The 26,386-nt window shown below is 42.2% G+C and carries 19 protein-coding genes; 9 read left to right on the top strand and 10 right to left on the bottom strand.

Annotated features, from left to right (window positions below; all coding sequences use genetic code 11):
* Nucleotides 1-452 precede the first annotated feature (452 nt).
* From LZZ98_RS04985 to msuE, 3 genes are all read right to left on the bottom strand, one after another.
* Complete coding sequence (locus LZZ98_RS04985; RefSeq protein ID WP_237786909.1) at nt 453-1,868, bottom strand: PQQ-dependent sugar dehydrogenase; 1,416 nt, start codon at nt 1,866-1,868, stop codon at nt 453-455.
* Between the two features lie 345 nt (nt 1,869-2,213).
* A complete protein-coding gene (gene sfnG / locus LZZ98_RS04980) occupies nt 2,214-3,320 on the bottom strand; it encodes a dimethylsulfone monooxygenase SfnG (protein WP_237786908.1) in 1,107 nt (368 codons plus the stop codon).
* A 36-nt stretch (nt 3,321-3,356) separates the two neighbouring features.
* Nucleotides 3,357-4,091 carry an FMN reductase gene (gene msuE, locus LZZ98_RS04975; protein ID WP_237786907.1) on the bottom strand — a complete coding sequence of 245 codons (735 nt, stop codon included), beginning with the start codon at nt 4,089-4,091 and terminating at the stop codon, nt 3,357-3,359.
* A gap of 378 nt (nt 4,092-4,469) precedes the next feature.
* On the opposite strand from msuE, the gene LZZ98_RS04970 reads away from it, so the two are divergent.
* A complete protein-coding gene (locus LZZ98_RS04970) occupies nt 4,470-5,120 on the top strand; it encodes a response regulator (RefSeq protein WP_086174782.1) in 651 nt (216 codons plus the stop codon).
* 115 nt (nt 5,121-5,235) lie between these two features.
* Here LZZ98_RS04970 and LZZ98_RS04965 read toward each other — a convergent pair whose 3' ends face one another.
* Nucleotides 5,236-6,003 (bottom strand): hypothetical protein, encoded by a 768-nt coding sequence (locus tag LZZ98_RS04965; protein WP_237786906.1) that lies wholly within the window; start codon nt 6,001-6,003, stop codon nt 5,236-5,238.
* A gap of 415 nt (nt 6,004-6,418) precedes the next feature.
* Nucleotides 6,419-9,910: a hybrid sensor histidine kinase/response regulator gene (locus tag LZZ98_RS04960; protein WP_237786905.1), complete on the bottom strand. Its 3,492-nt coding sequence runs from the start codon at nt 9,908-9,910 to the stop codon at nt 6,419-6,421.
* Between the two features lie 184 nt (nt 9,911-10,094).
* Here LZZ98_RS04960 and LZZ98_RS04955 point away from each other — a divergent pair, with 184 nt between their 5' ends.
* The 3 genes from LZZ98_RS04955 to LZZ98_RS04945 all read left to right on the top strand — a co-directional run bounded on the left by LZZ98_RS04955 (nt 10,095) and on the right by LZZ98_RS04945 (nt 13,030).
* The gene (locus LZZ98_RS04955) at nt 10,095-10,424 is read left to right on the top strand and encodes a DUF485 domain-containing protein (RefSeq protein WP_237786904.1); all 330 of its coding nucleotides are present in this window, start codon (nt 10,095-10,097) and stop codon (nt 10,422-10,424) included.
* Between the two features lie 4 nt (nt 10,425-10,428).
* The gene (locus tag LZZ98_RS04950) at nt 10,429-12,144 is read left to right on the top strand and encodes a cation acetate symporter (RefSeq protein WP_237786903.1); all 1,716 of its coding nucleotides are present in this window, start codon (nt 10,429-10,431) and stop codon (nt 12,142-12,144) included.
* Nucleotides 12,145-12,337: 193 nt separating this feature from the next.
* The gene (locus tag LZZ98_RS04945; protein WP_237786902.1) at nt 12,338-13,030 is read left to right on the top strand and encodes an ion channel; all 693 of its coding nucleotides are present in this window, start codon (nt 12,338-12,340) and stop codon (nt 13,028-13,030) included.
* A gap of 193 nt (nt 13,031-13,223) precedes the next feature.
* On the opposite strand, the gene omp33-36 is transcribed toward LZZ98_RS04945, so the two are convergent.
* Complete coding sequence (omp33-36, locus tag LZZ98_RS04940; RefSeq protein ID WP_237786901.1) at nt 13,224-14,123, bottom strand: porin Omp33-36; 900 nt, start codon at nt 14,121-14,123, stop codon at nt 13,224-13,226.
* A 1,376-nt stretch (nt 14,124-15,499) separates the two neighbouring features.
* On the opposite strand from omp33-36, the gene LZZ98_RS04935 reads away from it, so the two are divergent.
* On the top strand, nt 15,500-17,203 hold the full coding sequence (locus LZZ98_RS04935) for a GGDEF domain-containing protein (protein ID WP_237786900.1): 1,704 nt from the start codon (nt 15,500-15,502) through the stop codon (nt 17,201-17,203).
* A 287-nt stretch (nt 17,204-17,490) separates the two neighbouring features.
* Here LZZ98_RS04935 and LZZ98_RS04930 read toward each other — a convergent pair whose 3' ends face one another.
* The 3 genes from LZZ98_RS04930 to uvrA form a co-directional block, all read right to left on the bottom strand.
* Nucleotides 17,491-17,745 carry a hypothetical protein gene (locus LZZ98_RS04930; RefSeq protein ID WP_237786899.1) on the bottom strand — a complete coding sequence of 85 codons (255 nt, stop codon included), beginning with the start codon at nt 17,743-17,745 and terminating at the stop codon, nt 17,491-17,493.
* A 5-nt stretch (nt 17,746-17,750) separates the two neighbouring features.
* A complete protein-coding gene (locus tag LZZ98_RS04925; RefSeq protein ID WP_237786898.1) occupies nt 17,751-18,338 on the bottom strand; it encodes an AbiJ-NTD4 domain-containing protein in 588 nt (195 codons plus the stop codon).
* 130 nt (nt 18,339-18,468) lie between these two features.
* Nucleotides 18,469-21,300, bottom strand: coding sequence for an excinuclease ABC subunit UvrA (uvrA, locus tag LZZ98_RS04920; protein ID WP_237786897.1), 2,832 nt, complete (start codon nt 21,298-21,300; stop codon nt 18,469-18,471).
* 246 nt (nt 21,301-21,546) lie between these two features.
* Here uvrA and LZZ98_RS04915 point away from each other — a divergent pair, with 246 nt between their 5' ends.
* Nucleotides 21,547-21,900 carry a DUF1304 domain-containing protein gene (locus LZZ98_RS04915; protein ID WP_237787002.1) on the top strand — a complete coding sequence of 118 codons (354 nt, stop codon included), beginning with the start codon at nt 21,547-21,549 and terminating at the stop codon, nt 21,898-21,900.
* Between the two features lie 182 nt (nt 21,901-22,082).
* On the opposite strand, the gene tenA is transcribed toward LZZ98_RS04915, so the two are convergent.
* The gene (gene tenA / locus LZZ98_RS04910) at nt 22,083-22,754 is read right to left on the bottom strand and encodes a thiaminase II (protein WP_237786896.1); all 672 of its coding nucleotides are present in this window, start codon (nt 22,752-22,754) and stop codon (nt 22,083-22,085) included.
* Nucleotides 22,755-22,991: 237 nt separating this feature from the next.
* Between tenA and LZZ98_RS04905 the strand changes: the two genes are divergently transcribed.
* The 3 genes from LZZ98_RS04905 to ssb all read left to right on the top strand — a co-directional run bounded on the left by LZZ98_RS04905 (nt 22,992) and on the right by ssb (nt 26,212).
* Entirely contained in the window at nt 22,992-24,077 is a 1,086-nt protein-coding gene (locus LZZ98_RS04905; protein ID WP_237786895.1) for a DUF475 domain-containing protein, read from the top strand.
* A 149-nt stretch (nt 24,078-24,226) separates the two neighbouring features.
* A complete protein-coding gene (locus LZZ98_RS04900; protein WP_237786894.1) occupies nt 24,227-25,591 on the top strand; it encodes an MFS transporter in 1,365 nt (454 codons plus the stop codon).
* Nucleotides 25,592-25,642: 51 nt separating this feature from the next.
* On the top strand, nt 25,643-26,212 hold the full coding sequence (gene ssb / locus LZZ98_RS04895; RefSeq protein ID WP_237786893.1) for a single-stranded DNA-binding protein: 570 nt from the start codon (nt 25,643-25,645) through the stop codon (nt 26,210-26,212).
* Nucleotides 26,213-26,386: the final 174 nt, after the last annotated feature.

Raw genomic sequence — 26,386 nt, 5'->3', positions numbered from 1 at the left:
CATTTTTAAAAGTTTTTATTTATCAAATACTTAATCAAATAAAATTAAATTTAAAAAGATCAAAAAACACACGTTTTAACAACTCGTGTGTTTTTTAGCCGGATATGTAATGTTCTGTCAATAAAATTGATCAATAAAAATTCAATTTAATAATTTTTTGTGGATTATTAATTCTTCCGAGGACAGAAAGAATCCTCATATTCTACGGATGAAAATTATCCGGCTCTGTACGCTTTGGCGCACATCAATTTAAGGATTTTGCGGATGGGCGCAGCCGAGTTTATTTCCTATGATGAATTCATACAGGAACAGGATGTTCCGGAACATAAAACAACAATAAAACGTTCATACACCAGGATCGTGAAGCAAGACAGGAGTCATGCTTAACTCACCCATACGAAAAAGCCCGGCAGGATGCCGGGCTTTTTTTATATCATTTTATTAAGCCATGATTACTTTGCTGCCTGTTCTACAGCAGGTTGTGAACTTACAGGCAGTTGACTCGCAGAAGCAGGGCTAATCATTTTATTGATTGGCCGGTTATCCATCATTGTCCCGATGGGTGATACACGCCAAATCACATTGCCTACATCATCAGCGACCAATATCGCCCCCGAACGATCAACCGCTACGCCAACAGGTCGTCCAAAAGCATCTCCGTTATCGCTTAAAAAACCGCTTAATACATCTTGCGGCTGACCTGAAGGTTGGCCATTTTGAAAGGGCACAAAAATAACCTTATAGCCGCTATGCGGTTTACGGTTCCATGAGCCATGCTGACCAATCAGCGCACCACTGCGATATTGCGGCATCAATTGAGCCGTATAAAATGTCAGGCTTAAGGAAGCCGTATGGTTACCCAGAGCATAATCCGGTTTAATTGCACGTGCGACCAGCTCAGGATTTTGTGGTTTTACCCGCGTGTCTACATGTTGGCCATAATAACTATAGGGCCAGCCATAAAAAGCACCATCCTTGACTGAGGTCAGGTAATCGGGCACCAGATCATTGCCAATTTCATCCCGTTCATTCACCACCGTCCATAACATGCCACTCTGCGGTTGCCAGTCCATACCATTGGGGTTACGCAGCCCTGTGGCAAATGGCCGTGCTTTGCCACTGGCAATATCAAATTCCATAATCAAGGCTCGGCCAGCTTCCTGGTCTAATCCATTTTCCGCCACGTTACTGTTTGATCCCACAGTAATATAGAGTTTGCTGCCCGCAGCATTGGCAATCACATTTTTGGTCCAATGGTGGTTTAGGGAACCACCGGGTAAATCCAGTACTTTGCTACCGTTTGCTGTAATTCGGGTTGCACCTTGTTGGTAAGGAAAGCGCATGAGCGAGTCGGTATTGGCCACGTACAGCATATTGCCAACCAGCGCTATGCCAAAGGGCGAGTTTAGATTTTGTAGAAATACGGTTTTTTGGTCAGCCACGCCATCGCCATTGCTGTCACGGAGCAGGCTAATGCGGTTGGCACTCGGATGCGATGAGCCTGCACGCTTCATCAGCAGTTTCATGATTTTGCCCCTAATGCCTTTACTGTCATCCGGTTTGGGCGGTGCATCGGTTTCAGCCACCAGCACATCACCATTTGGCAATACATACAGCCAGCGCGGATGTTGCAGTTCTTTGGCAAAGGCCTGAACTTTCAAACCTAGAGCCGGGGTGGGCATGGTACCCGCAGGCCAGCCTGTGGCCGGGGCGATATTGACCGTAGGAAACAAACTTGACTTGGGTTCAGGCAGATGCGGTTGAGGACCATAACTGTCGGTAATGGGAGACCTGGATGGTGATGCACATCCGGTGAGTGCCAATACAATGGCAGAGCCCGCAAGAGGCAGTAAAAGTTGAGCAGACATCTTTATTTCCAGCTTATTTTTTGCCGCTATCGCCTTACTTTAAAAGTTAGTTGAAGCAGCCACCATGCTGTTCTTGTTTTTTCTGGTTGCCGATTGGTTATTGCTTTTTGGCTCCAAGGTATCAATTCCAATGCTCATCTGAAAGAAAGCGCTAAAAAATTTAACAAGACTGGCTAATATAGTGGATGGAGTAGAAAGGATGGCAAGAATCTATCTTCCTATTGAGTTTAAAATTTCTGCTATACAAGCAAAAAAAATCCCTCAAGCCGAGCCTTGAGGGAAAGTTGGAAATGCCATTTGATTATTATAGTTTGAGTTCATGTACAGTCTGTTTGATTACCGAGATTAAGCAGACTTAGGCGTGACAACAGCCAGCTGTTGCGCTTCCAGTTCACGAACCAATGGCAACACTTTTTGTCCAAAATATTCAACTTCTTCAATAAAATGTAAAAAGCCAGACAGAATCAAGTCCACACCGACTGCTTTCAGTTCAACAATACGTTCCGCAATTTGCTGCGGCGTGCCAATCAAATTGGTTTTAAAGCCATCGTTATACTGCACCAAATCTTCAAAGGTTGATTTTGCCCAGTTACCTTCACCCTCCAATGTTGCTGCCCCGGCTTCACGGGTGGCATCTCCAAAAGATTTCACTGCCTGGACATTGGCCTTGGCCACAATTTCCTGCAGCACGGCTTGCGCTTCTTCTTCCGTATCACGGGCAATAATGAAGGCATTCACGCCAATTTTCACGGTATGGTTATTCGCTTTGGCTTTTTCACGGATATCATCAATCTGCTTTTTCAGCTCTTCCACTGTGTTGCCATTGGTAAAGTACCAGTCCGATACACGTGATGCCATATCACGCGCTGCACGTGAGCTACCGCCCTGGAAGATTTCAATATGCGGTTTTTGCACCGGTTTTGGACTGAGGGTGTAATCTTTGAATTGATAGTATTGACCATCAAAACTGAAATGATCCTGAGTCCAGATACCTTTAAGGCTACGGATAAATTCTTCAGAACGTGCGTAACGCTGGTCATGTTCAGGCCATTTTTCACCAATGGCATCAAATTCGCCGCGGAACCAGCCACTGACCACGTTAATGGCAATACGGCCATTGGTCAGGTGGTCAATGGTTGCCAATTGTTTGGCAGCCAGTGCCGGTTTCCACGGACCCGGCAAAATTGCAGCAATCACTTTGAGTTTTTCAGTTTTGGCCAGGATGCCATGACTGAAGCTGACCGATTCGTGCTGGTTTTCCGCGTTATAACCGGCAGTAAAACGAATCTGGGTTAAGGCATATTCAAAACCGCTTTTTTCTGCGGCTTGCGCCAGACGGACGTTATAGTCATAACTCCAGTCTGTACGCTGTTCAATATCACTGACCACCAAACCACCGCTGACGTTTGGCACCCAATAAGCAAATGTAATGTTTTTATCTTGTAGCGACATTTTGCATACCCTCAGGATGTAATTTTTGTAACCGTGTTAAGCGACTTGTGACTTTGGTGCTTTTTTGCTGTGCAGGCGCGCTTCGGCAGCATCAAGGCTTGGCACTGCAGCAGAAGGAAGTACTTCTTCCTGTTCAATTTGCTTGTTGATACCCAGGTTCTGGTTGGCTTGCTGAGATTTCTCTTTTACCACTTCAGCACGTTGACCTTTGGCAGGTGCCCATTCAAGAATTGGCAATGCACGTGCTACAGCGAGGGTAATGCGGTCACGCAGCAGTTCACTGTGAATGGTATATTCAGGGGTAAAGTCACGGTCTGTTGCATAGACACCAATCGGTAAGGTTTGTGCCTGGAAGAAGCTGAACAATGGACGCAATTGATGTTCAAGCACCAAAGCATGACGTTCGCTGCCACCTGAGGCTGCCAGTAATACAGGTACATCTACCAATGCAGTTTGTTCTACAAAGTCAAAGAAGTGCTTGAACAGACCGGTAAATGAGGCACGGTAAACCGGTGTGCCGACAATCAGGGCATCTGCCGCTTCAACTGCTGCCAGGTCATCCTGTACACGTTGTGGCAACTGGTTACGGTAAATTGCACCGCCAAGTAAAGAACCGATTTCGCTAAATTTAATAAAGTGAACATGAATTGGAGTGGCTTCACCTAATTCATCAATAATCGCTTGTACCAACGCTTCGGTTTTAGAAGGATTGTTTAATCCACCTGATACAGCCACAATATTCAATGGTTTTTGTACATTTAAAATAGACATTTTCGAATAACCTAAAACATAAAATCTCGGAATATGTTTATTAATCAACAGCAGGCATATTCTGTAAAATAAGCAAATAAAGAAAAGTTATCTTATTTTAAGATATGAAGAATAAACTCATTAAAATGGACTTTTACATCTCTTAATATTTTGATTTTTATATTTATATCCATTAGTAATAAGCATTTTGAGCTGATCGATAAAATTTATATCAAAATATGATTAGGTTTGATGATTTTTCGAAAAACCTTAAAAAAAGGAGTTTTTTGAGAAAATAATCTCATATTAGATGAAAAAAGTTATTGATTGCATATCCTTAATAGTCCTTGTGTGGTTAGAATAAGCTTAATGTGCACAAGATCCTTCATGTTGTTGCTTATGAATATTTTAATCGTTGATGATCATCCACTGTTTCGTCATGCCTTGATTCAAGCTGTTCGTTACAGCTTGCCGCAAGCGCAAATTCAGGAAACAGCTGCAGTAAATGAGTTTTATGAACGCTTAGATAATGGGCCGGAACCAGATTTGGTTTTGCTGGATCTCAATTTACCGGGAGCTTCGGGCTTTTCGGCTTTGGTGCATGTTCGTGCACAATATCCGTCCATTCCGATTATTGTGGTGTCTGCGCATGAAGAAGTGTCCATTATTCAACGTGCCATAGCCCATGGTGCGATGGGCTATATTCCGAAGTCTGCGCATCCAAGCCATATTGGTGAGGCGATCCGTCAGGTACTGGAAGGGGAAATCTGGTTGCCGCCAAACTTGCCTGCCAACATGAACTTTGACCCGCGTGCGGCAGATGAAACTGCACTGGCAGAACGTATCCAGTCGCTTACCCCGCAACAGTTCCGCGTATTGATGATGGTGGCGGAAGGTTTGCTGAATAAACAGATTGCTTATGAGCTGGATGTTTCTGAAGCAACCATTAAAGCGCATGTCACCGCCATTTTCCGTAAGCTTGGGGTGCAAAACCGTACTCAGGCAGTATTGGCGATTAGTGCCTTGAATATTGAAGAAAAGAAAATGTAATGTTGTTGAATGCAGCATGACATAAAAATTGTATAAAAAAGGCAGCTCATTCAGGTGCCTTTTTTATGCTACGTGCTTTTGAAACTGCTTTTGAAATGAGTTTTAAGCTTTAAAATTAGGCCACACAACTTTGTTTAGGGGTGTGGTCGGTGCAAAATAATGGATTTAATGCACATTGCAGATCATCAATCTGTTCCTGCGACACGTATGCTTTTTCTTTCAGATATTCAGCCACGCTGTCATCGCGCAAACTTAAAAATGCAGCATCATAAACGCCTAGGTCGACAAATAAGGCTGCGGTTTCTAGACTGTTAAAACGGTCCAGATAAACATCATTGCCATACAGCAGGAAAATATGATCTTCATTGGCCTGAGGATTAACACTCAGATGGCTGGCCAGATCCAAGGGTGGGGTTTTAATAAACAGCAGATCGGATAATTCATCAAATTGGGTGGTATCTAAAACATTGGCATCGGTTTTGACTTTACCCAGCCAAGCCTTAAACACCAGCACTGCACCGCCGCGTAACAGCATGCTCCAGATTTGATGGCGCACGCTATCGCTTAAGTCCCGAGACTCGGTTTGCAAGGATTGAACCAGTTTGTCTTCCTGTTCTGCCAGTCGTTCAAATAATCCTAGGCCTTGTGGTTTATAGGCGGCAGGGCTAAAGACATCGAAATTCAAATCGGCAAAGACTTGTAAGGCGAGGGGAACTGCACTTTGATACAAAGTGTCCAAAGCCTGAATATGAGTGTCATCCAATTTGCTGTACTTAAATAGTTCATTCCACTGAATTTCAGGTAATAGCGCATTGGCACCGTATTGTCGGTAAAACTGTTGCGATTGATCCAGATCATGAAGGCCGGTTTCAGAAATGTTCATCTTCAAATTCCTGTAATGTGTATGATGATCAGTTTCTTAGGCTGCGTTTTTTATGACTTGCTCGAAATCTAAAAACTGATCTTTTCTTGCTCTTATATATGCGCGGGAAGCAACGGAAACGGTATACGACTAAAGTTATACGAAGGTGATTTTTAGTAAAAAATATTTTAAAAAATAATGGCTTGAAAAATTGTAACTAAGTATACAAGTGTATATTTAAATTTTGATGTTCTATGCCATAGTAAATAAAAATGTGTAATTTTTAGTCAATAAAATGGCAGTTAAAATAAAGAAATTGAACAGTTTTGCCTAGAGCGAAAAATAAATTGTTAATTAAAGGAAAAAAGCTGGATTTTTGGAGGAAAAACGTCCATTGCCAGGCGAGGCAATGGACGTTTGATTTGAGGCTAAGGGATTAAGAACCGGAAATTTTGAGGCCCGATAACCATGAACGAAGTGAGGCTGGTTTTAACGGTTTTTTCAGCAGCACAATATTCAGTTCTTTCAAATGTTGCGGCAGTTCAGGATCGGAATCTGCGGTAATTAAGGCCACAGGCACCTGTTCCTGACGATTTTCCAGAATGAAATCCAGTCCAATTTTATTGTTATTCAGATGCTGATCGACCAGCCACACCTGAATATTCTCTTGCTGAATCAACTCTAAAGCCTGTTCCGGTTCAGTCGCCTTAAACACTTGATAGCCCCATTTGGTCAGTAAGGTCGACATCCCTTCCAAAATGGTTTCATCATTGTCCAGACATAGAATTTTATAGGCTTTGCTTTTCAGCGGAGTCGCCTGGACAGGAGCTGTCACCACTTTCGGCGCATTCACAATTGGCACTTCAATCATGAAGCAAGAACCCTTGCCATATTCGGAATAGACATGTACCGGATAGTCCAGCAGGCTGGTCATACGTTGCACAATGGCCAGGCCGAGTCCCAGACCTTGCTCGCCCCAAGGCGAAGTATGGCCGCAGCGCTCAAATTCCTGAAACAGCTTAATGCGCTGTTCTTCGGCAATGCCCGGGCCAGTATCCCATACCCCAATCCGGATATGTCGCGGTTTTTCGGCACAACGCAGCACGCCGACAATGACACGTCCTTTGGCGGTATAACGTAAAGCATTACTGACGAAGTTTTGAATGATACGGCGAATCCACTGCGGATCGGTATCGATCCAGAACTGGGCATCATGCACGCTGAATTTAATGCCACGTTGAGCTGCAATGGATTTAAATTGCAGTTCCAAATCACTTAATAAATCATGCAATGGATAAGGTTGACGTTTCGGCTGGATGGTACCGCCTTCCAGACGGGCAATATCCAGCAGGGCAGACAACATACTTTCTGCACCATGCAAAGCACGATCCAGCTGTTGCAGGGTCTTGCGGTCTTCCTCCGACTGCACGCTTTGTTCTAAAGCAGTGCTAAACAAACGTGCCGCATGCATCGGTTGTAATAAGTCATGACTGGCAGCGGCAATAAAGCGGCTCTTGGACATATTGGCACGGTCGGCCTGTTCGCGTGCCAGTTGCTGTTCGGAAAGCGCATCAGCCAGCTGCTGGGTACGGTCTTGTACTCGTGCTTCAAGTACGGCTTCATTTTCACGGAAGGCCGTAATGTCGGCAAAGGTCGTTACAAAACCACCCCCTTCAATCGGATTACCGCGCATCTGAATCACACGACCATCTTTACGGATCCGTTCAAATTCATGGGCACTGCCCATGGCCATCCAGTGAATCCGTTTGCGCACGTGTTCTTCTACCGAACCCGGTCCACATTCGCCACGCTCGGCGTTATAGCGGATCAGGTCGGCAATAGGACAGCCGACATAAACAATATCTTTGGGATAATCGAACAATTTAAGGTATTGATTGTTCCAGGCCACCAGACACATATTTTCATCGACCACGCTCACCCCTTGGGTCATATGGTCAATCATGGTCATGATCAGGTTTTGGTTAAAACGTTGCCATTGCGAGGCCTGATCCAGAATATTGGCAACTTGCCCCAACGCTAGACCATTATTCACCATTGCAGTGGTGAGCAGGGTACGCGCGGAAGCGGCACCAATAGTTCCGGCAAGATATTGTTCAGTGAAGCGCCACCACATGCCATTGGCACTGCTATTTTCATTCAGTACCACGTTGTTTTGAGCACAGAACTGACGAAAGGCCTGAGTCGCCGGTCCTTCACCGGTAATCCGTTTGGCCAGGGTAATTAAATCGCCAACTTTTAGACGGGCAACATCCTGATGGGAATAATTGATTTCACTTGAGCTACTTTGAGTCGGCAAAGGTTTGGTTTCATAATAGAAAAAACTTTCCGCCTGAATTTGCTCGGCAATGCTGGGCCGGAAAATCCGCGACACCCAGACATAGAGCAGGATATTCAGACCCAATGCCCAAGTCACGCCATGGGTGAGGGGAGCAAAAGATTGAAAACCAAACAGGGCTTCAGGGCGTAGCCAGCCAATACCAAAAGGTCCCGCAAGCAGGAAATGCTGGCTAAAATGATTGTATTCAGCCGGCAGGCTGCGCAGTACGGTAGGCAACAACAAGGTATAGGCCCACATGACAAAGCCGGCAATCAGACCGGCATATACGCCTTGCTTACTGCCACCGCGCCAATACAGGCCACCAATCAAGGCTGGAGCAAATTGTGCCACGGCACTGAAGGCCAGTAGGCCAAATACGGATAGCTGGTCAATGTCATTAAAGAAATGGAAGAACAGGAAACCGAGCAGCATGACGGCTAAAATACACACCCGACGGGTAAATTTCAGCACCAGAGGCAGACGTTTGTCATGACGTGAAAGTAAGCCACTACGCCATAAGGCTGGCATAATCAGGTCATTGCTGAGCATAATCGACAGGGCCACGGAAGAGACCAGCAGCATACCTGTGGAAGCAGAAAAGCCCCCCAAGAAAGCCAAAAGCGTCAACCATTCCTGGTCATAACTCAGGGGGAGTGACAGCACTGCTACATCAGGGATCGCTAGAAAGTGCGGTGCCGCATGCAAGGCCCAGCTGGCAATCGGAATAATCGCAACCGTAGTCAGAATCAGATAAGTGGCAAACCAGCGACGTGCGCCGCGAATATGCTTTTCATCCCGTAGTTCCACTACAGCCACATGGAATTGTCGCGGCAAGCAAATTACAGCCAGTGCGGCTAATAAGGTCTGTACCCAAAAGGTTTCAGGCACACCAAAAAGTTGAACCTGTTTAAATGTATCGACCACATCACTGGAAATCTGTCCCAAGTTTTCGGGTGCGTCAAAGACAAAAAATAATGCCACACACAGCAAGGCAAACAGTTTAACAAAAGACTCAAATGCCACTGCCAGCATTAAACCGCCATGCTGTTCGGTATTGGCAATTTGCCGGGTACCGAAAATCATGGCCAAAATGGCTAAAACCCCGGTCAGGAAAAGCACGCTATTGGTGGTGCCCTGTATGCCGGTATTTTGTTGCAAAACCACTGCAGCACTCAAGGCAATCGCTCTAAGCTGCAAGGCCAGATAGGGAATAATGGCAATGACTGCAAGAATTGTAACTAAAGATGCCAAAGGACCGCTTTTGCCATAACGTGCGGCAACAAAATCTGCAATCGAAGAAATGGCATGATGCTGACGCACGCGGCCTAAGCGTCGCCAGATATCATAACCGACCCAGACAAAAATTAAGGGGCCCAAGTATATGGGAAGAAAGATAATTCCTTCACGAACAGCAGCCCCGGTTGCACCGTAGAATGTCCAGGAGGAGCAATACACCCCTAAGGTTAGACTAAAGAGTAACATGCGGCCGCGGGTACTTAATCGACTCGCGTGTTTTTCACCAAAAAAAGCACAGATAAAAAGTATTGCGATATAAAGGGCGAGAACCCCAATAATGAGCCAACTGTTCATATTGCCTACAGTGTAAATTTATGTCGTAATGATACCCTATCTAATAATCTTGCCGCTTTAATTGATCAAAATTTAACGACCAAAGTATTAATTACAATAACCCAAGAAGATTGTTAAGTTAGACAACGAAATAATTCGAATTAAAAAGATTCACCTATGGCTGGGTGCACACAGGAGTATGATTATGGATGAGGCACAAGTAGAACGTATTCTACAGAATCCCAAATTTAAAGAAATGGTCAGCAGAAAAAGCAGATTAAGTTGGACTTTAACAATCATCATGTTGATTGTTTATGTTGGATTTATGCTTTTAGTTGGTTATAACAAAGAATTCTTGATGAGTTCATTTAGTGGTGGTATTACAACTTGGGGAATGCCGCTAGGCTTGGGCATTATTGTATTGTCTTTTATTCTATGTGGCGTTTATTCGTATATTGCGAACAATAAACTTGATGCATTGAATGCAGAAGCAATGCGTGAAGTTGAAGCAATCACTCATGAAAAAGGACAATAATCAGATGAAATGGAATTCATTAAAAGCGCAAGCAGTTGCTGCGTCTACACTACTGATGTCAGGTATGGCAATGGCTAGTCCAGATTTGGGCGCTGCTGAACAGCAAGCAACCAACTGGCATGCGATTATTATGTTCGCGATTTTCGTGGGCTTCACTTTGCTTATTACCAAATGGGCAGCTAAGCAAACTACAAGTACTACAGACTTCTATACTGCCGGTGGCGGTATTTCAGGTTTCCAGAATGGTTTAGCGATTGCCGGTGACTATATGTCAGCCGCTTCGTTCCTCGGTATTTCTGCACTTGTGTTCAGTTCAGGTTTTGACGGTTTACTTTACTCACTCGGTTTCATGGTAGGTTGGCCAATCGTATTGTTCCTGGTGGCAGAGCGTTTACGTAACCTAGGTAAATTCAACTTGTCTGACGTGGTTTCATTCCGCTTAGAGGAAAAACCAGTACGTACCTTGGCAGCACTCAGCTCTTTGGTGGTTGTTGCCTTTTATCTGATTGCTCAGATGGTGGGTGCAGGTCAGCTGATCAAATTACTATTCGGTTTGAACTACAACATTGCTGTGGTGATTGTGGGCCTTTTAATGATGGCTTACGTAATCTTTGGCGGTATGTTGGCAACCACTTGGGTACAGATCATCAAAGCGGTGATGTTACTTTCAGGCGCAACCTTCATGGCTTTCATGGTGATGAAAGGTGTGGGCTTCAGCTTTACCAACATGTTTGAACAATCGATTCAGGTATTCTCTAAAGTACATGAAATCAGCCTTGCAGAAGCAGGCAATATCATGGGACCAGGTAAACTTGCAGCGAACCCGATTGATGCGATTTCTTTAGGTCTGGCATTGATGTTTGGTACTGCAGGTCTTCCACATATCTTGATGCGTTTCTTTACCGTTAAAGATGCCAAAGAAGCACGTAAATCAGTGGTTGTGGCTACAGGTTTCATCGGTTATTTCTACCTATTAACCTTTATCATTGGTTTCGGTGCGATCCTTTACGTATCAAATAATCCACAATTCCTTGATGTTGCAAAAATGGCAGTTACTGGCAAGTTAGAGCTTGTTGGTGGTAACAACATGGCTGCAGTTCACTTGGCTGATGCTGTTGGCGGTGACTTGTTCATGGGCTTCATTTCAGCAGTAGCATTCGCAACAATTCTTGCAGTTGTGGCTGGTTTGACATTGTCTGGTGCTTCAGCAATTTCGCATGACTTGTATGCAAACGTATTCAAGAAAGGCCAAACAACGCCTGAATCTGAACTACGCATGTCTAAAATTGCAACTTTAGGTTTGGCAATTTTCGCAATGATTTTGGGTATCTTGTTCGAGAAACAAAACGTTGCGTTCATGGTTGGTTTGGCATTCTCGGTAGCGGCGTGTGCGAACTTCCCGGTACTGGTATTGTCAATGTTCTGGAAAGGCTTGACCACTCGTGGTGCAGTGATTGGCGGTTTAGTCGGTTTGATAACTGCGGTGGTATTGATTGTACTGGCTAAAGCAGTTTGGGTAGATACATTGCAAATTTCAGATACACCAATCAACCCATTCAATGGCCCGGCAATCTTTGCAATGCCATTATCATTCTTCTGCTGCTGGTTGTTCTCTGTGACTGACAGCTCTGCACGTGCGCATGCAGAACGCAAAGCATTTGATGCACAGTTTGTACGTTCACAAACAGGTATTGGTATCTCTGGTGCGTCAGACCACTAAGCGATCACTACTTTAAAAAAAGTCCCGTCAGGGACTTTTTTTATGCTCAAAACTTTATCAAAAAGTGAGTATGAAGATGGGAAATTTTTATACACATCTGTTACTTACAGGGAGCGGAGTTTATGCTAAGTTAAACCATAAAAAGAAAGCTAGCCCCTAAATAAACCAGAACAGAAACATTGTGGAGTTGTGAATGCAGGCCATTATTGATGTTTGGAAAGTTTTCCGCTTATTGCCTTCTGCCTGGTTGCTCTCATTACAATTCATTATTCTAATCGTATCGGTTGCCGTTAATTACAGCATGACCTACCGCACCATAAGCTGGGTATTAGGCGTATTGGTTTTACTGGTCATTGCCAAAGTTATTAAACAAACCCCAATGTTTACCTTCTTGGGACTGAGTTTTGTGGTTGGGGCGGTGTTTTTTTCTTCATTGATTTTATTGGGGGTAGAGAACCCGCTAATACAAGTGACTGCGCATGGCTTTGAGGCTGCTGCCTATTTTAGTGCCACATATGGTCTGTTACGTTATATGTTTGAAGACCGTTATCTCACCCAGGATGAGCTGTTTGCTGCAGGAGCGGTATTTACCCTGCTGGCTTGGGGATTTGCATTTTTATATAACGTTTGTCAGCTGTTGGTGCCAGGAAGCTTTCAGAATCCCAATGTTGCAGGTTTACAAAGCTGGCTTGATCTATTGTTCCTGAGTTTTAGTTTGCAGTCTGCCACAGGCTTGTCTGATCTTATTCCCATGAGTGCACCTGCACGTGTACTGGCATTGCTGCAAATGTTCTGTGGGGTCATGTACTTGGCGCTTATTGTTTCACGTTTAATTGCTTTGCAATACATTGCCCATTTGCCTAATCGAGACAAATCCAAAAAATAAGATAAAACTTTAAGTAAGTTGGAGAAAACTAAAAGCTTTATTTTGACCATGCATTTGTATGCTTTGGGATTTTTATTTATTTTAAGGGGTAATTTTTTATCTATCTGGCAATTGTTGTTTTGGCATTAAATACATGCCTAAAATAAAAAAGGACGCAATGTGCATCCTTTTTTGATTCGTTTTCTAAACTGAATTAGAAGCGGAATTTAGCGTTTACGCCAACAGTTTGAGTATCACGAACTGTTAGATCATTTGCAAGAGCTGATTCATAGTTAGCATTTACATAAGAAGCGCCAACTGCAACAGCAGGAGTGATGAAATAGTTTACGTTCGCACCCCAAGCTGAGTCTGGTGAACCAGTGAAGCTAGATTCCATGTAAGATGCGCCAACGCTTAATTTAGGGGTAACAAAAAGAGTTGTACCTAGATTATAAGCAGTATCTTCACCGTAAACTAAACCAGACTCAAAACCGATTGACATGTTAGTACCGTCAATCGCGCCTACGTATTTAGTACGTGCAGTGATTGCATCTTGGTCTTGATTAATTGTGTCAGATTCTAAAGCAGCTTTAGCAACACCATTTGAAAGAATGTTGAAAGCATCATAAGAGGTTTGGTTAGCAACGCTAGTATAACCAACAGCAACCAAGAAGTTGTTAATTGGAAGAACACCAACTTCTAAAGCATAACGGTCGCCATGGTCGTCAGCAACGCCAGCAGCTTTGTTGTCAGAAATTGTGTTGCTGTAAGCAGCGCTAGCATATACAGGAACGATTTTTGTTGGAACGTAAGCTTCTGCTTTAGCGCCAATAGTATGAGAAACAACGTCTGTGCGATCAGCATCTACATCGTATTCGCCATAGTTATACGCTAAAGAAGCATTAGAGGCTTGGTTTAAAAACGCTGCTTCAGCCAATGGACCTTTAGAAGAGTCAACATTTTTGAAGTAGTAAGTACCTTGTACAGCACCAGTAAAGTTTTTGTCATTTACAGTATTGTCGATGTACTCAGATTGACCTTGTACTTCTACTTGATATGCTTGCGCACCGGTCATGGCTAATAATAAAGCAGTGGCTAAACCGAGTTTTTTCATAATAATTACCAGTTCTGTTAAAAATGGATTAAACAGTAAGCATTGTATTGTAACAAAACATTAAGTCAATGAACTAAAAGGACATTATTTTGTTGAGTTATTGTTCTAAATGATTTAGGTACAAAAAACATACAAATGAATTTTTTTAAAAAAATGTTTTCAGAACAAATAAATATGAATTTTTTTAAAATTACCTTTTTAAGAAGAAGCAAAATCAATAGATGTTTTACAATGTAAAATTGGATTAATATTCTATTAATTATCGTAAAATTCAATCTAAATGTGTTTTTATTATGTGAACTATCCATTTAATTTTAAATATTCACCCGATTCCAACAATAAAAATCACATAAAAGTGATTTTTTGTTTAATAAACAACCATCAGATCTTTTTATTTTGTGATTTATTTAACATAAATATTTCATTATTGTGATGAACTTCAAATCATAGTACTTTAATAGGCTTTACTTATTTTAATATTTTCAACATAATATCTCTATCAATTCATACTACATTGAAATAATGTGATGATGATCTGATTCTCCATAAACAAGTTTTTGTTTTATATGCCCAACTTTCCCCAAGGTTGGGTTTTTTTTGTTTAAAAAATATTTCAGTTGCTTTTGAGATCAAACAGAACCAGTAATTGAAATGGAAAATAATAAACGGTAGCTAAAGCCTATTTTTAGCCATGAGATCGTAATTTTTAAAATTCCATCATAGATGAAATTATAGTGCACAAATATGGTGCAAATATATGATTTTTTTTAGGGTGTTTATTAAGCTTCACCCATAAAAAACCCCAATTTTCAAAGAAAACTGGGGTTTTTCGCCAAAATTTTCGGGAAAATTAAAAAATCTGCTGAGGAATATATTTAATTTGCCCTAATGTAGTGCATTATGCACATATTTGTGGCATGTGTAAATATTTTCTTATCAGGCAAGTAGCAATATTTAGATAAGTATGTAATTTAAACAATATAAATTGGGGGCCTTCATAGAAATAGTCCTGCATTATTTTGTTGAGATCTTTAAGTGAAACAGAATTTTCTATTTAAATGGCTTGCTTAACTGCAATTTATAGATATTCAAAGTTTTTAACTGCACTCAATGAAAAGCGGTTTGCTACTATCTGGGGAAAGAATAAAAATGGAGTTGAAACCCTACAAATATGCACTGGACTTTAAAGCTTTAGTAAAGAATTTAGATTTTTTTAACTTGTATTTGAAAAAATATTATAAGTGGTTGATAGGATGGAAATATTTGAAAATGTTGATTAATTTTTAACTCTTTTTAGATCAAAATCGTGTAATATATTTATATATAATTTGAGTATGATCATAGGTCATTTGGTATGTATGGTGAGTAATTAATTTATGTATAAATTACGCTCGGAACATATCAGCCGGCGACTGTTCTGGTCAATGATGATTATCATTCTGTCTCTTCTATTTTTATCTGTTCCTTTAATTGTCAGTAGTTATCACAGCTATCAAAAAGCGGACCGGGCTTTAACTGAAATTTCTGCGCTTCGTGCAGTGGCAGATTTAGCCAATAAGGTTTCCCGGGAACGAGCACCGGCCAATAAGGTGATGTCGAGCAATGCCGACGAACTTGAAGCAAATCTAAAAGAATTAGAGGTTTATCGAAAAGAAGTCGATTTGCAGATTGAGCAAACTCGTGCAATTTTAAATGCAGCAGGTTTTATTGTTCAGGCTCAGGCATTATCTTCCCATTTAAAAGTGACTTTGGTACAGGGTCGTAATGCAGTCGATGCTTATGGTGCTTTACCACGCTCTGCGCGTAGTGCAAAACAGCTGGACCAGGCGATTCAGCAAATGTTTAAGGCCTGGGATAGCTGTGATGAAATTTTACATCAAGTTGTGGAACATGCTGAAGCTAAAGGAACTTCGGTTTCGGACTACTACACACTGATTTTAATTCTGGCAGATTTGCGTGATCAGGCGGGTCGCACTGCATCGAATGTTATGGCCGCGGTCACTTTTAATGAAAAAATTCCTGAGGATAATTTGGCCCGGTCGTTACAGACGCAATATCAGGCCAATTATTTATGGGAGCTGGTCAATACGGTACTACCTGAACAAGGTAAGATTCCAAAATATTCAGCTTTATATCAGCAAGTAAAAGCACAATTTTTAGATCAAGGCATTCCAATTGTTGCTCGCCTGATCAATGAAAGTTTGCACAATCAGTCTTATTCACTCAGTGGTACGCAATTGACTGAAGTAATGGTCGATAAATTTGTAACGGTGGTTAATCTTCAAAACTATGTTTTGGATTACAGTGTGCAAGTGGCTCAAACCCAGAAGGAACAAGCCCAGCAAAAATTAATTTTAATTTTATTGGTGGCACTGATTTGTTTGGTCACAGTTATTTTTACCATGATCTATGCGCGGAATCATGTTTTTATACCTTTAATTAAAGCCAGAAATACCATTATTCGTCTGGCACAGCATCAGGTTATAGAGACTGAGCGGGAACAATTATCTGCTGAGCCAGTCACGTTATTGGATGCCCTTAAAGACTTAAAGCGAGTGCTACAGCAGCGGGATGCGCTGGAATTTCAGCTCAGAAATATTGCCAATACGGATACTTTGACCGGGGTGTCTAACCGTTTAGCTTTGGATGAATATATTCGTTATCTGGAGAATAAGCCGAATCAATTTAAGCAAACCGGTTTAATCATCTTCGATGTGGATGACTTTAAGCATGTGAATGACACTTTCGGGCATATTGTCGGTGATGAAGTGATTAAACTGATTGCAGAAAAATTACAATTTAATGTACGCATTTCAGATTTGGTGGTTCGTTATGGTGGTGATGAATTTTTGATTTTAATTGAGCAAACTACTTTTGAGGATGCTTGGGTTATTGCGAATAAAATTCTTCAAGAAATTGGCAGTTCTGAACTGTATATCGCTGAATTGAACGAGAATATCCATGTTTCTGTCAGTGCTGGTGTTGCGGTAGGGGCAGCATCCTGGATGGCATTACTGGAAAAAGCCGATAAGTCTTTATTTCAGGCCAAGGAAAATGGCAAGAATAAAGTGGCGGGGTGAGTGGGTTGAGGATCTTCATATCTAGATTGAATAACAGTTATTTGCAATAACTTAATCATCGTTTTTTCATGAAAACTGGATAATAAAAATAAGCTGCGTTATCAACAGAGAAGGTTGTTTTTAGCACAACCACATATTTTGTCGATGGTTTGCTTTTTATTGGGTAGAGGCGTTGCTTCACTTTTGACTGGGCAAAAGTGACAAAACCCATTTGTTTGACTGAGGGCACGTCCGTGCTACCCCAGTCAAACGGGCGACATCCATGTCGCTGGTCATGTGATTGGATTTCAGTTTTGATCTTTGGTTTTTTCTATTAAATAATTAATAAAGTTGGTGCAGGCAACAAGCATGAATTTGGCATCTATATAACTTAAATTGGATTCCTGTGCTGAACCGTGTCTAATGCCAGCTTCATCAGATGTATAACCATACAATTTGTTCAAGCTCTCCATTAATGTTGGATGTAATTCGTATTTGGTTCTAAGTCTAGGAATTGCTTTTCCTAAAGTCATTGAATCATCTTCTAACAGTAAGCGTGCCAAACCCTCTACAGAGCACTAATGGAGTCATGCATTGATTTGCTGTAATTAGGATTCTGGCGATCTGACATAAGTTTTAGAGCTTGATTCAAATGTTGTTGAATACCTGAATATTGATTTGTATTTTTGAAAGCTTCTTCAATAGATTGGATTTCTTGTTCAGAAGTAATTTCAATTATTTGCTCATTGATAACTTGATAAGCTGATTTTTCATCTATTAGGACTTTATTTATTTCAGAGATAAAAGATTCTTTAAAGTCTAAAAAAGGGTAATGGTGGATATTAAATTCGATAAAATCATAAATTTTAAACCATGGTAATTCTGTTAAAAAAATTCTTTTTAGTACACTAATTTTATGATTGTTTTCGGTAGGAATCTCATCTGTTGCTTTTTTGAAAAAAGAAAACCAATAAGTTTGAATTAATTGATCTAAAACATTGTGGCTACTTTGATTGAATATAAATGGCTTTTTATATTTTGAGTATAGATATATATCGAGCAGAGACCATAATCGTGTCTTTAAATCATGATCTATAGCATCTATTTGTATAGTCTCTCGAATTCTTGCGTATCCATTTCTTTTAGAAAACTGCATTCTATCCCCAATAAATCTAATTTTCTATTTATGCTTTTTTAATCCTCCCTGACCCTCCTTTTTCAAAGGAGGGAATTCCCCTCTTTTTAAAGATGAGGAGCACTGCTCCGCAAGAGGGGAAATTGTAAAATCACTTCAACAACGGCTTCAAGAACTTCGCTGTATGTGAAACCTTAGATTTCACCACTTCTTCCGGCGTACCTTCAGCAATAATCTGACCACCACCGGCACCGCCTTCAGGACCTAGGTCAATTACCCAGTCAGCCGTTTTAATCACATCCAGATTATGCTCAATCACCACAATGGTATTACCCTTGTCGCGTAGCTGATGCAGAATATCTAAGAGTTTCGCAATGTCATGGAAATGCAGACCTGTAGTCGGTTCATCCAAAATATATAAGGTTTTACCCGTATCACGCTTCGCCAACTCACGTGCCAGTTTTACACGCTGTGCTTCACCACCTGAAAGGGTAGTCGCAGATTGACCTAAACGGATATAACCCAAACCCACTTGAGTCAAAGTTTCTAGGCGACGGTGAATGACGGGGATGGCTTCAAAGAAATGCATGGCATCTTCAACCGTCATTTCCAGTACATCAGAAATGTTTTTACCTTTATAACCCACTTCCAAAGTTTCGCGGTTATAACGGTCGCCATGACAGGCATCGCAAGGCACATACATATCGGGCAGGAAATGCATTGCAACCTTAATCATGCCGTCGCCTTCACAGGCTTCACAACGACCACCTTTCACGTTAAACGAGAAACGACCCGCGGCATAACCACGTGCTTTGGCTTCAGGCGTTTGTGCAAACAATTCACGAATCGGGGTGAACAAACCTGTATAGGTTGCAGGGTTAGAACGTGGCGTACGTCCAATCGGACTTTGGTCAATATCCACGACTTTATCGAGGAATTGTAAGCCATCAATCGAATCGAATTTTTCAGCGGTTAAAGTGGTTGCACCATTCAATTGCGTTGCGGCAAGCGGTAACAGGGTACGGTTAATCAAGGTCGATTTACCTGAACCTGAAACGCCCGTCACACAGGTCATAATGCCTAAAGGAATGGTCAAATCGACATTCTGTAAGTTATGACCTGCCGCACCCATCAGCTTGATTTTTTCTTCAGGTTTTGGTGGTTGCGTGCGAACTTCCGGCACTTTAATTTTTAATTTGCCTGAAAGATATTTGCCTGTAAGCGATTCAGGATTTGCCAAAATTTCTTCATAGGTGCCTTCGGCAATAATATGACCGCCATGCACACCGGCACCCGGGCCAATATCAATAATATGATCTGCAGCACGAATCGCATCTTCATCATGCTCAACCACAAGTACGGTATTGCCCAAGTCACGTAAGCGAACCAGAGTTTCAAGCAGACGGTCGTTATCACGTTGATGCAAACCAATTGATGGTTCATCGAGGACATACATCACTCCCATCAAACCCGCACCAATTTGCGAAGCCAGACGGATACGCTGTGCTTCACCACCCGACAGGGTTTCAGCAGAACGAGACAGGCTGAGATAATTCAAACCCACTGAAACAAGGAAGTGCAGACGTTCACGGATTTCCTTGAAAATCTTGTCGGCAATTTCGCCTTTGGCACCTTCAAGCTGTAAGCCCTGATAATAACTTTCAGCATCACCAATCGACATTTTGGTAATTTGCGCAATGGTCTTGTCTTTAACCCGGACATTGCGGGAAATTTCATTCAGACGCGAACCGCCACAGGCATCACAGGCGGCATTGGAAAGATATTGCGCTAAATCATCACGCACATAATTACTTTCCGTTTCACGGTAACGACGCTCCAGATGCGGCAAAATTCCTTCAAAAGGTTGCACACGTTTATGGTGACGACCACGCTCATCGATATAACTTAAATCAACTTTATCTTTACCGGTTCCGTACAGGAATTTCTTTTTGGTGTCGGCATCCAGTTCATGCCACGGCGTATCTAAAGAAAAGCCAAAATGCGCTGCGACTTTTTCAATCATGCTGTAGTAATAGGGACGCTGTCTGTCCCAGCCGCGAATCGCACCTTGGCTAATCGAAACTTCAGCATTCGGAATAAGTTTATCGGCACTGAAATGGCTACGGGTTCCCAGGCCATCACATACCGGGCAGGCACCGAAAGGGTTGTTGAATGAAAACAACCGTGGCTCAAGTTCCGCTACGGCACGGTCACATTCAGGGCAGGAGTGCTTGGCCGAGAATACCCGTTCAGGTTGCTCGCCCTTCATCCATGCCAAAATGGCAATATCGCCACCTAAACGCAGCGCAGTTTCAAATGATTCGGCGATGCGATTGCCCAAGTCATCACGTACTTTAAAGCGGTCGACCACCACTTCAATGGTGTGCTTTTTCTTTTTGTCCAGTTCGGGCGGCGTATCAATTTCAATGATTTCACCATCGACACGGGCACGGACGAAGCCCTGACTTTGCAGCTGTTCAAACAGGTTGCTGTATTCACCTTTACGCTCACGCACCACCGGCGCAAGTAGCATCAAGGCTGTGCCTTCTTCCAGACTTTTAACCGCATCCACCATTTCCGATACGGTCTGTGCCACCATGGGCAAATCATGCTCAGGACAATAGGGTGTACCGACGCGCGCGTACAACAGACGTAAATAGTCGTAAATTTCCGTGATTGTTCCCACAGTTGAGCGCGGGTTGTGACTGGTCGATTTCTGCTCGATGGCAATGGCAGGACTTAAACCTTCAATCGAGTCGACTTCAGGTTTTTCCATTTGCGAAAGGAACTGGCGTGCATAGGCAGAAAGTGATTCCACATAACGGCGTTGACCTTCAGCATATAAGGTATCAAAGGCAAGGGATGATTTACCTGAACCCGAAAGCCCCGTAATCACCACAAACTTGTCGCGTGGAATATCGAGTGACACATTTTTTAAGTTATGGGTACGTGCACCTCGAATACGGATGTGACTTTGGCTCATGCAATGATCCTAGAAAATTCATCAAAAACTTATATATGATAGCGCATGAAAAATGTTCAAGCTTTATTTAATAAAAATAAAACGTCAGTCTGTGTCGGACTGGTCAAGGATTGAAACTCAATGCATGACAATGGTCTTTCTCTGCACCTGCAAGTCATACATTTAAATATTGAAATTCAGTATTTCGACCGATTCATCGTTAAAATGCAAAATATCCTTTAAAGAATAAAAAATGGAAATCTCATGATGATTGCACAAATTCTTATTGCCCTGATTGCAGTGTTGCATCTCTATATTTTAATTTTAGAAATGTTTTTGTGGGATAAGCCGTCAGGCATGAAAGCTTTTGGCAATACTGCGGAAAAGGCAAAACTCACCAAAGTGCTGGCACAAAATCAGGGACTTTATAATGGCTTTTTAGTGGCAGGACTGATCTGGTCGCTGCTTGCATCTGCAAGCTATGCGACTGCACTGGCGAATTTCTTTTTGGGCTGTGTGCTGGTTGCTGGGATTTATGGCGGTCTCACTGCAAGTAAAAAAATTATTTATATTCAGGCATTGCCTGCACTGCTGGCCTTAATGGCGGTGAATTTCCTCTAAGCAAACGATATTCTAAAGCTGGAATTTTTTGTAAAAAATTAGATAAGCGTGGGATATTGCCGGATTTTGCAGATGGCAAGGATTTTCCTGCTTTTCTCGAAAGAAAAGCAGGTCAAATCAAAGGTAGACTGGAAAAACCCGTTTAGAAGGATCAAGCGGCATGGTAATGGGGTTTCACATAATTATTCATCCAAACCCAACCACTGGCGTTGATCATAGGCACTATCCCAAAACAGCCATTCCAGTTTGGCCGCCGTAGTATAGGCATGATGCATTTTTTCCAGGGTATCGGCATCACAACGTGCCGCAACTTTATCAATCGTGGCAATCACCTGATCGACTGCCTGATTAAATTCTTCACCTGCATAGGTATCAATCCAGGCCTGATAAGGATTATTCGGAATGGAATGTTGGACAATCGCTTTGCCTACTTCGGCATAAATCCAGAAACAGGGCAGTAATGCAGCCAAAACTACAGGATAACTTTCTGACCAAGCAGTGGCTGTTAAAAATGAAGTGTAGTGGTGACAAGCCAGCGTGAGTGGCGTGGTTCTAAACTCATCTTTGCTGATGGCAAATTCCTGCATAAAGTCAGCATGCAGGCTGCGTTCAACCACAATGGCAATTTTTGCAGCATCAGCAAACTGCATCACATCCTCAGCAGTAAAGGCTTTTGCGGCACAAACTGCCAGTGCACGACCATAAGTCAGTAAATAGTGAGCATCCTGAATGACATAATGACTAAAAACGTCTTTGCTCAAAGTCCCTTGTGCAAGTTGCTGGTTAAATGGCAAGGCTAAAGTTTTTTGATATAAAGCTAAATTTCGCTGCCATAAATCTTGAGAAAAGCTCACGTCATCATCCTGTCGATATTAAAAGAAGAATTTACAGAAAGCGGGACTATAACAAGAGTTTTCAGCTCAAGATATGCAGCAAAAAAAATAGTGTATTTGTATCCGAAAAAAATCATACGAAGAACTTTGGCTTAATATCAAAAAGCCGTCATAATTATGCGCATAAAATCTTAAGTACTTTTTGTAAGTTTTACCGAATTCACTCGGTATAAATCTCTATTTATAGGTCGATCTATCATGATGAAACATTTTGGTTTCTCAATCATTTTTACGATCGTGTGTCTGGCTATATCTGCATACTGGGGCTTTACGCATGGCCCGGAAGCAGGTGTCAAGACCATGCTCACAGCACTGACCATTACTGCCATCCTGGCCGTGATGGAAGTGTCGCTTTCTTTCGATAATGCCGTGGTGAATGCCTCTGTACTCAGAGGCTGGAATCATTTCTGGAAAATGATTTTCTTGACTGTGGGGATCATCATTGCCGTATTTGGTATGCGTTTAGTCTTCCCAATTGTAATTGTTGCCGTGACTGCGGACATGGGCATGATGGAAGTGGTCAGTATGGCGCTGAATGATCCGATTAGTTATTCGGAAAAGCTGATGTCTCATCATGCGGAAATTGCAGCCTTTGGTGGCTCATTCCTGTTGCTGGTGTTCCTGAATTTCTTTCTGGATAGCGAAAAAGATACCCACTGGTTCAGATGGCTTGAAGCGCGTTTATCCAATCTGGCCAACGTACCTGCAATGTCAGTATTCCTTGCTTTAATTGGCTTGCTGATCATGGCAGCAAATGTAGAACAAGCCACACGTCTAGCCGTAACTATGGCCGGTATCTGGGGGATTGTGATCTACATTGGGGTTCAAGTACTGAGCCACCTGTTAGGCGGTGAACCTGAAATTGATGAACAGGGCAATGCGGTCGGTCATGATGCTAGTGGTGCTGCAACAGGCGTGATTAAAGCCGGTTTTGGCGGTTTTATTTATCTGGAAGTACTGGATGCATCATTCAGTTTTGATGGTGTAATCGGTGCTTTTGCCATTACTTCAGATGTGGTGATCATTATGCTCGGTCTTGCGATTGGTGCCATGTTCGTGCGTTCCATGACTATTTACCTGGTAGAGAAAGGTACATTGGATGCCTACGTTTACCTTGAACATGGTGCACATTATGCGATTGGTGCCTTGGCCCTGATTATGCTGGCAAGTGGTACTGGCGTGCATGTGCCTGAAGTGGTCACCGGTTTAATTGGTGTAGCCTTTATTGTATGGGCAGTTATTGCCTCCATTCAATATAGCAAACGTCAAGAACGAATCGGTTAATCGTTTTTTAAGAAAACCGAGTACAATAGGGGCGCATGAAAATGTGCCCTTTTTTATGGTGGTTCATTCCTGAATAAATCAGCATCTGTAACAATGAATGTTGTAGGATAATCCATCGAAATGAAACTTATAGATCCAAGCCAATTGATATGATGAATGCTTTAGAACGCCGTTCAACCTTTGCCTTAAGCAGTATTTTTGCACTGCGTATGTTGGGCCTGTTCATGATTATTCCTGTATTTTCAGTAGCAGGACAGTCATATCAAGGGGCTACACCTACGCTGATTGGTTTGGCAGTCGGGGTGTATGGTTTAACTCAGGCCATTTTACAAATTCCATTTAGTTTGCTGGCAGACCGCTTTAGCCGTAAGCCTTTAGTGATTCTGGGCTTGTTGCTGTTTGCACTGGGTGGTGCAATTGCCGCAATGTCTGAAACCATTTATGGCGTAATTGTAGGGCGTGCCATTGCCGGTGGTGGTGCGGTTTCAGCAGTAGTGATGGCACTTTTGGCCGATGTGACTCGTGAAGAACAGCGCAGCAAAGCCATGGCTGTGATGGGTATGAGTATTGGTGTGTCCTTTATGGTGGCCTTCAGTCTGGGGCCTTGGCTAACCAGTCTGGTGGGAATTTCCGGCCTGTTTTGGGTCACGACCATTATGGGGCTGGCGGCAATCTCGATGTTGCTTTTGGTTCCGAAAGTGACCCGTCATCATAAAAATTACCAGCAAGGTTATCTCGCGCAACTAAAACAGGTATTGAAGATGGGCGATTTAAACCGTCTGCATGTTTCGGTATTTGCGCTGCATTTATTGCTCACCGCGATGTTTGTATATATGCCTTCGCAACTGATTCAGTTTGCCAATATTCCATTGGCCAGTCATGGTCTGGTGTATTTGCCACTGCTGATCATTAGCTTGTTTTTCGCTTTCCCGAGCATTATTTTGGCGGAAAAATATCGCAAAATGCGCGGTATTTTCCTGACTGCGATTGGCGGTATTATTTTAGGCTTGCTGGTACTGATTTTTGGTTATGAGTCCAAATATATTTTACTGGTAGGTTTGGGATGCTTCTTTATAGCCTTTAACGTGATGGAAGCTTTATTGCCATCGTGGTTATCCAAATCGGCTCCGATTCAGTCCAAAGCAACTGCGATGGGTGTGAATGCCAGTAGCCAGTTTTTAGGTGCATTTTTTGGTGGCATGATTGGTGGTCAACTCTTGTTACTAAATAATACTTCAATGGGTTGGAGTATCTTGGCAGCACTCGCAATTGTCTGGTTATTGATCAGCTTTGGTTTAGCCCAGCCTCGTTATCTTTCCTCATTGGTATTGCCTTTACCAGAGGCGAAACAAACGGATGAGTGGACTTCTCAACTTTTGGCAATTCGTGGTATTGAAGAGGTTGTGGTAATGCCCGATCAGCAATTTGCTTATGTTAAAATTGATAAACAGCTTATAGATGAAGCTGCGCGACAAGATTTAACGCAGTTGTTGGGTAAAGAGGTAGCCATTTAAGCATAACTCTTATAAAGTAAAATACAGAAATAAATAGGAAGTGTACGTCTGATGCGTGGTGTTAATAAAGTTATTTTAGTTGGAACTTTAGGTAAAGATCCTGAAACAAAAACCTTTCCAAATGGTGGTTCTCTTACTCAGTTTTCGATTGCAACCAGCGATTCCTGGACTGATAAAAATACCGGTGAGCGTAAAGAGCAAACTGAGTGGCATCGTATTGTGTTACATAACCGCCTAGGTGAAATTGCACAGCAATATCTACGTAAGGGTTCTAAAGTTTATATTGAAGGTTCATTGCGTACGCGTCAGTGGACAGATCAAAGCGGTCAAGAACGTTATACTACGGAAATTCGTGGTGAACAAATGCAAATGCTGGACAGCAACCGTCAGCAAGGTGAACAAGGTGCAGACAACGGCGGTTTTAACCAACCCCGTTTTAATAATAACCAAGGTGGCGGCTATAACAATAACAACAATAACCAAGGCGGTTATAACAACCAAAACAATCAGGGTGGTGGTTATGGCAACAACAACCCGGGTGGTTTTGCGTCAAAACAACAGCCTGCACCAGCGCCAGCAGCGGCTGCACCGGCAGATTTAGATGATGATCTACCGTTCTAGACTATACAATAACTAAATATTGTATTTAATATGAAATAAGAACCTGATTTAGTTTGGGTTCTTATTTTTTTTACTTTAATAAATTTGTATTTTATAAAAAATAACTTTATACAATATAAAATATTGTATTTATTGTTCTTAAGTATGTCTGACTTACACCGTAAAAACTTTATA

It is taken from the genome of Acinetobacter sp. SM34 (assembly GCF_022012365.1).
GTDB lineage: Bacteria > Pseudomonadota > Gammaproteobacteria > Pseudomonadales > Moraxellaceae > Acinetobacter.
Note: the sequence above shows the minus strand (reverse complement) of the source record. Positions and strands in the feature narration are given on the sequence as shown.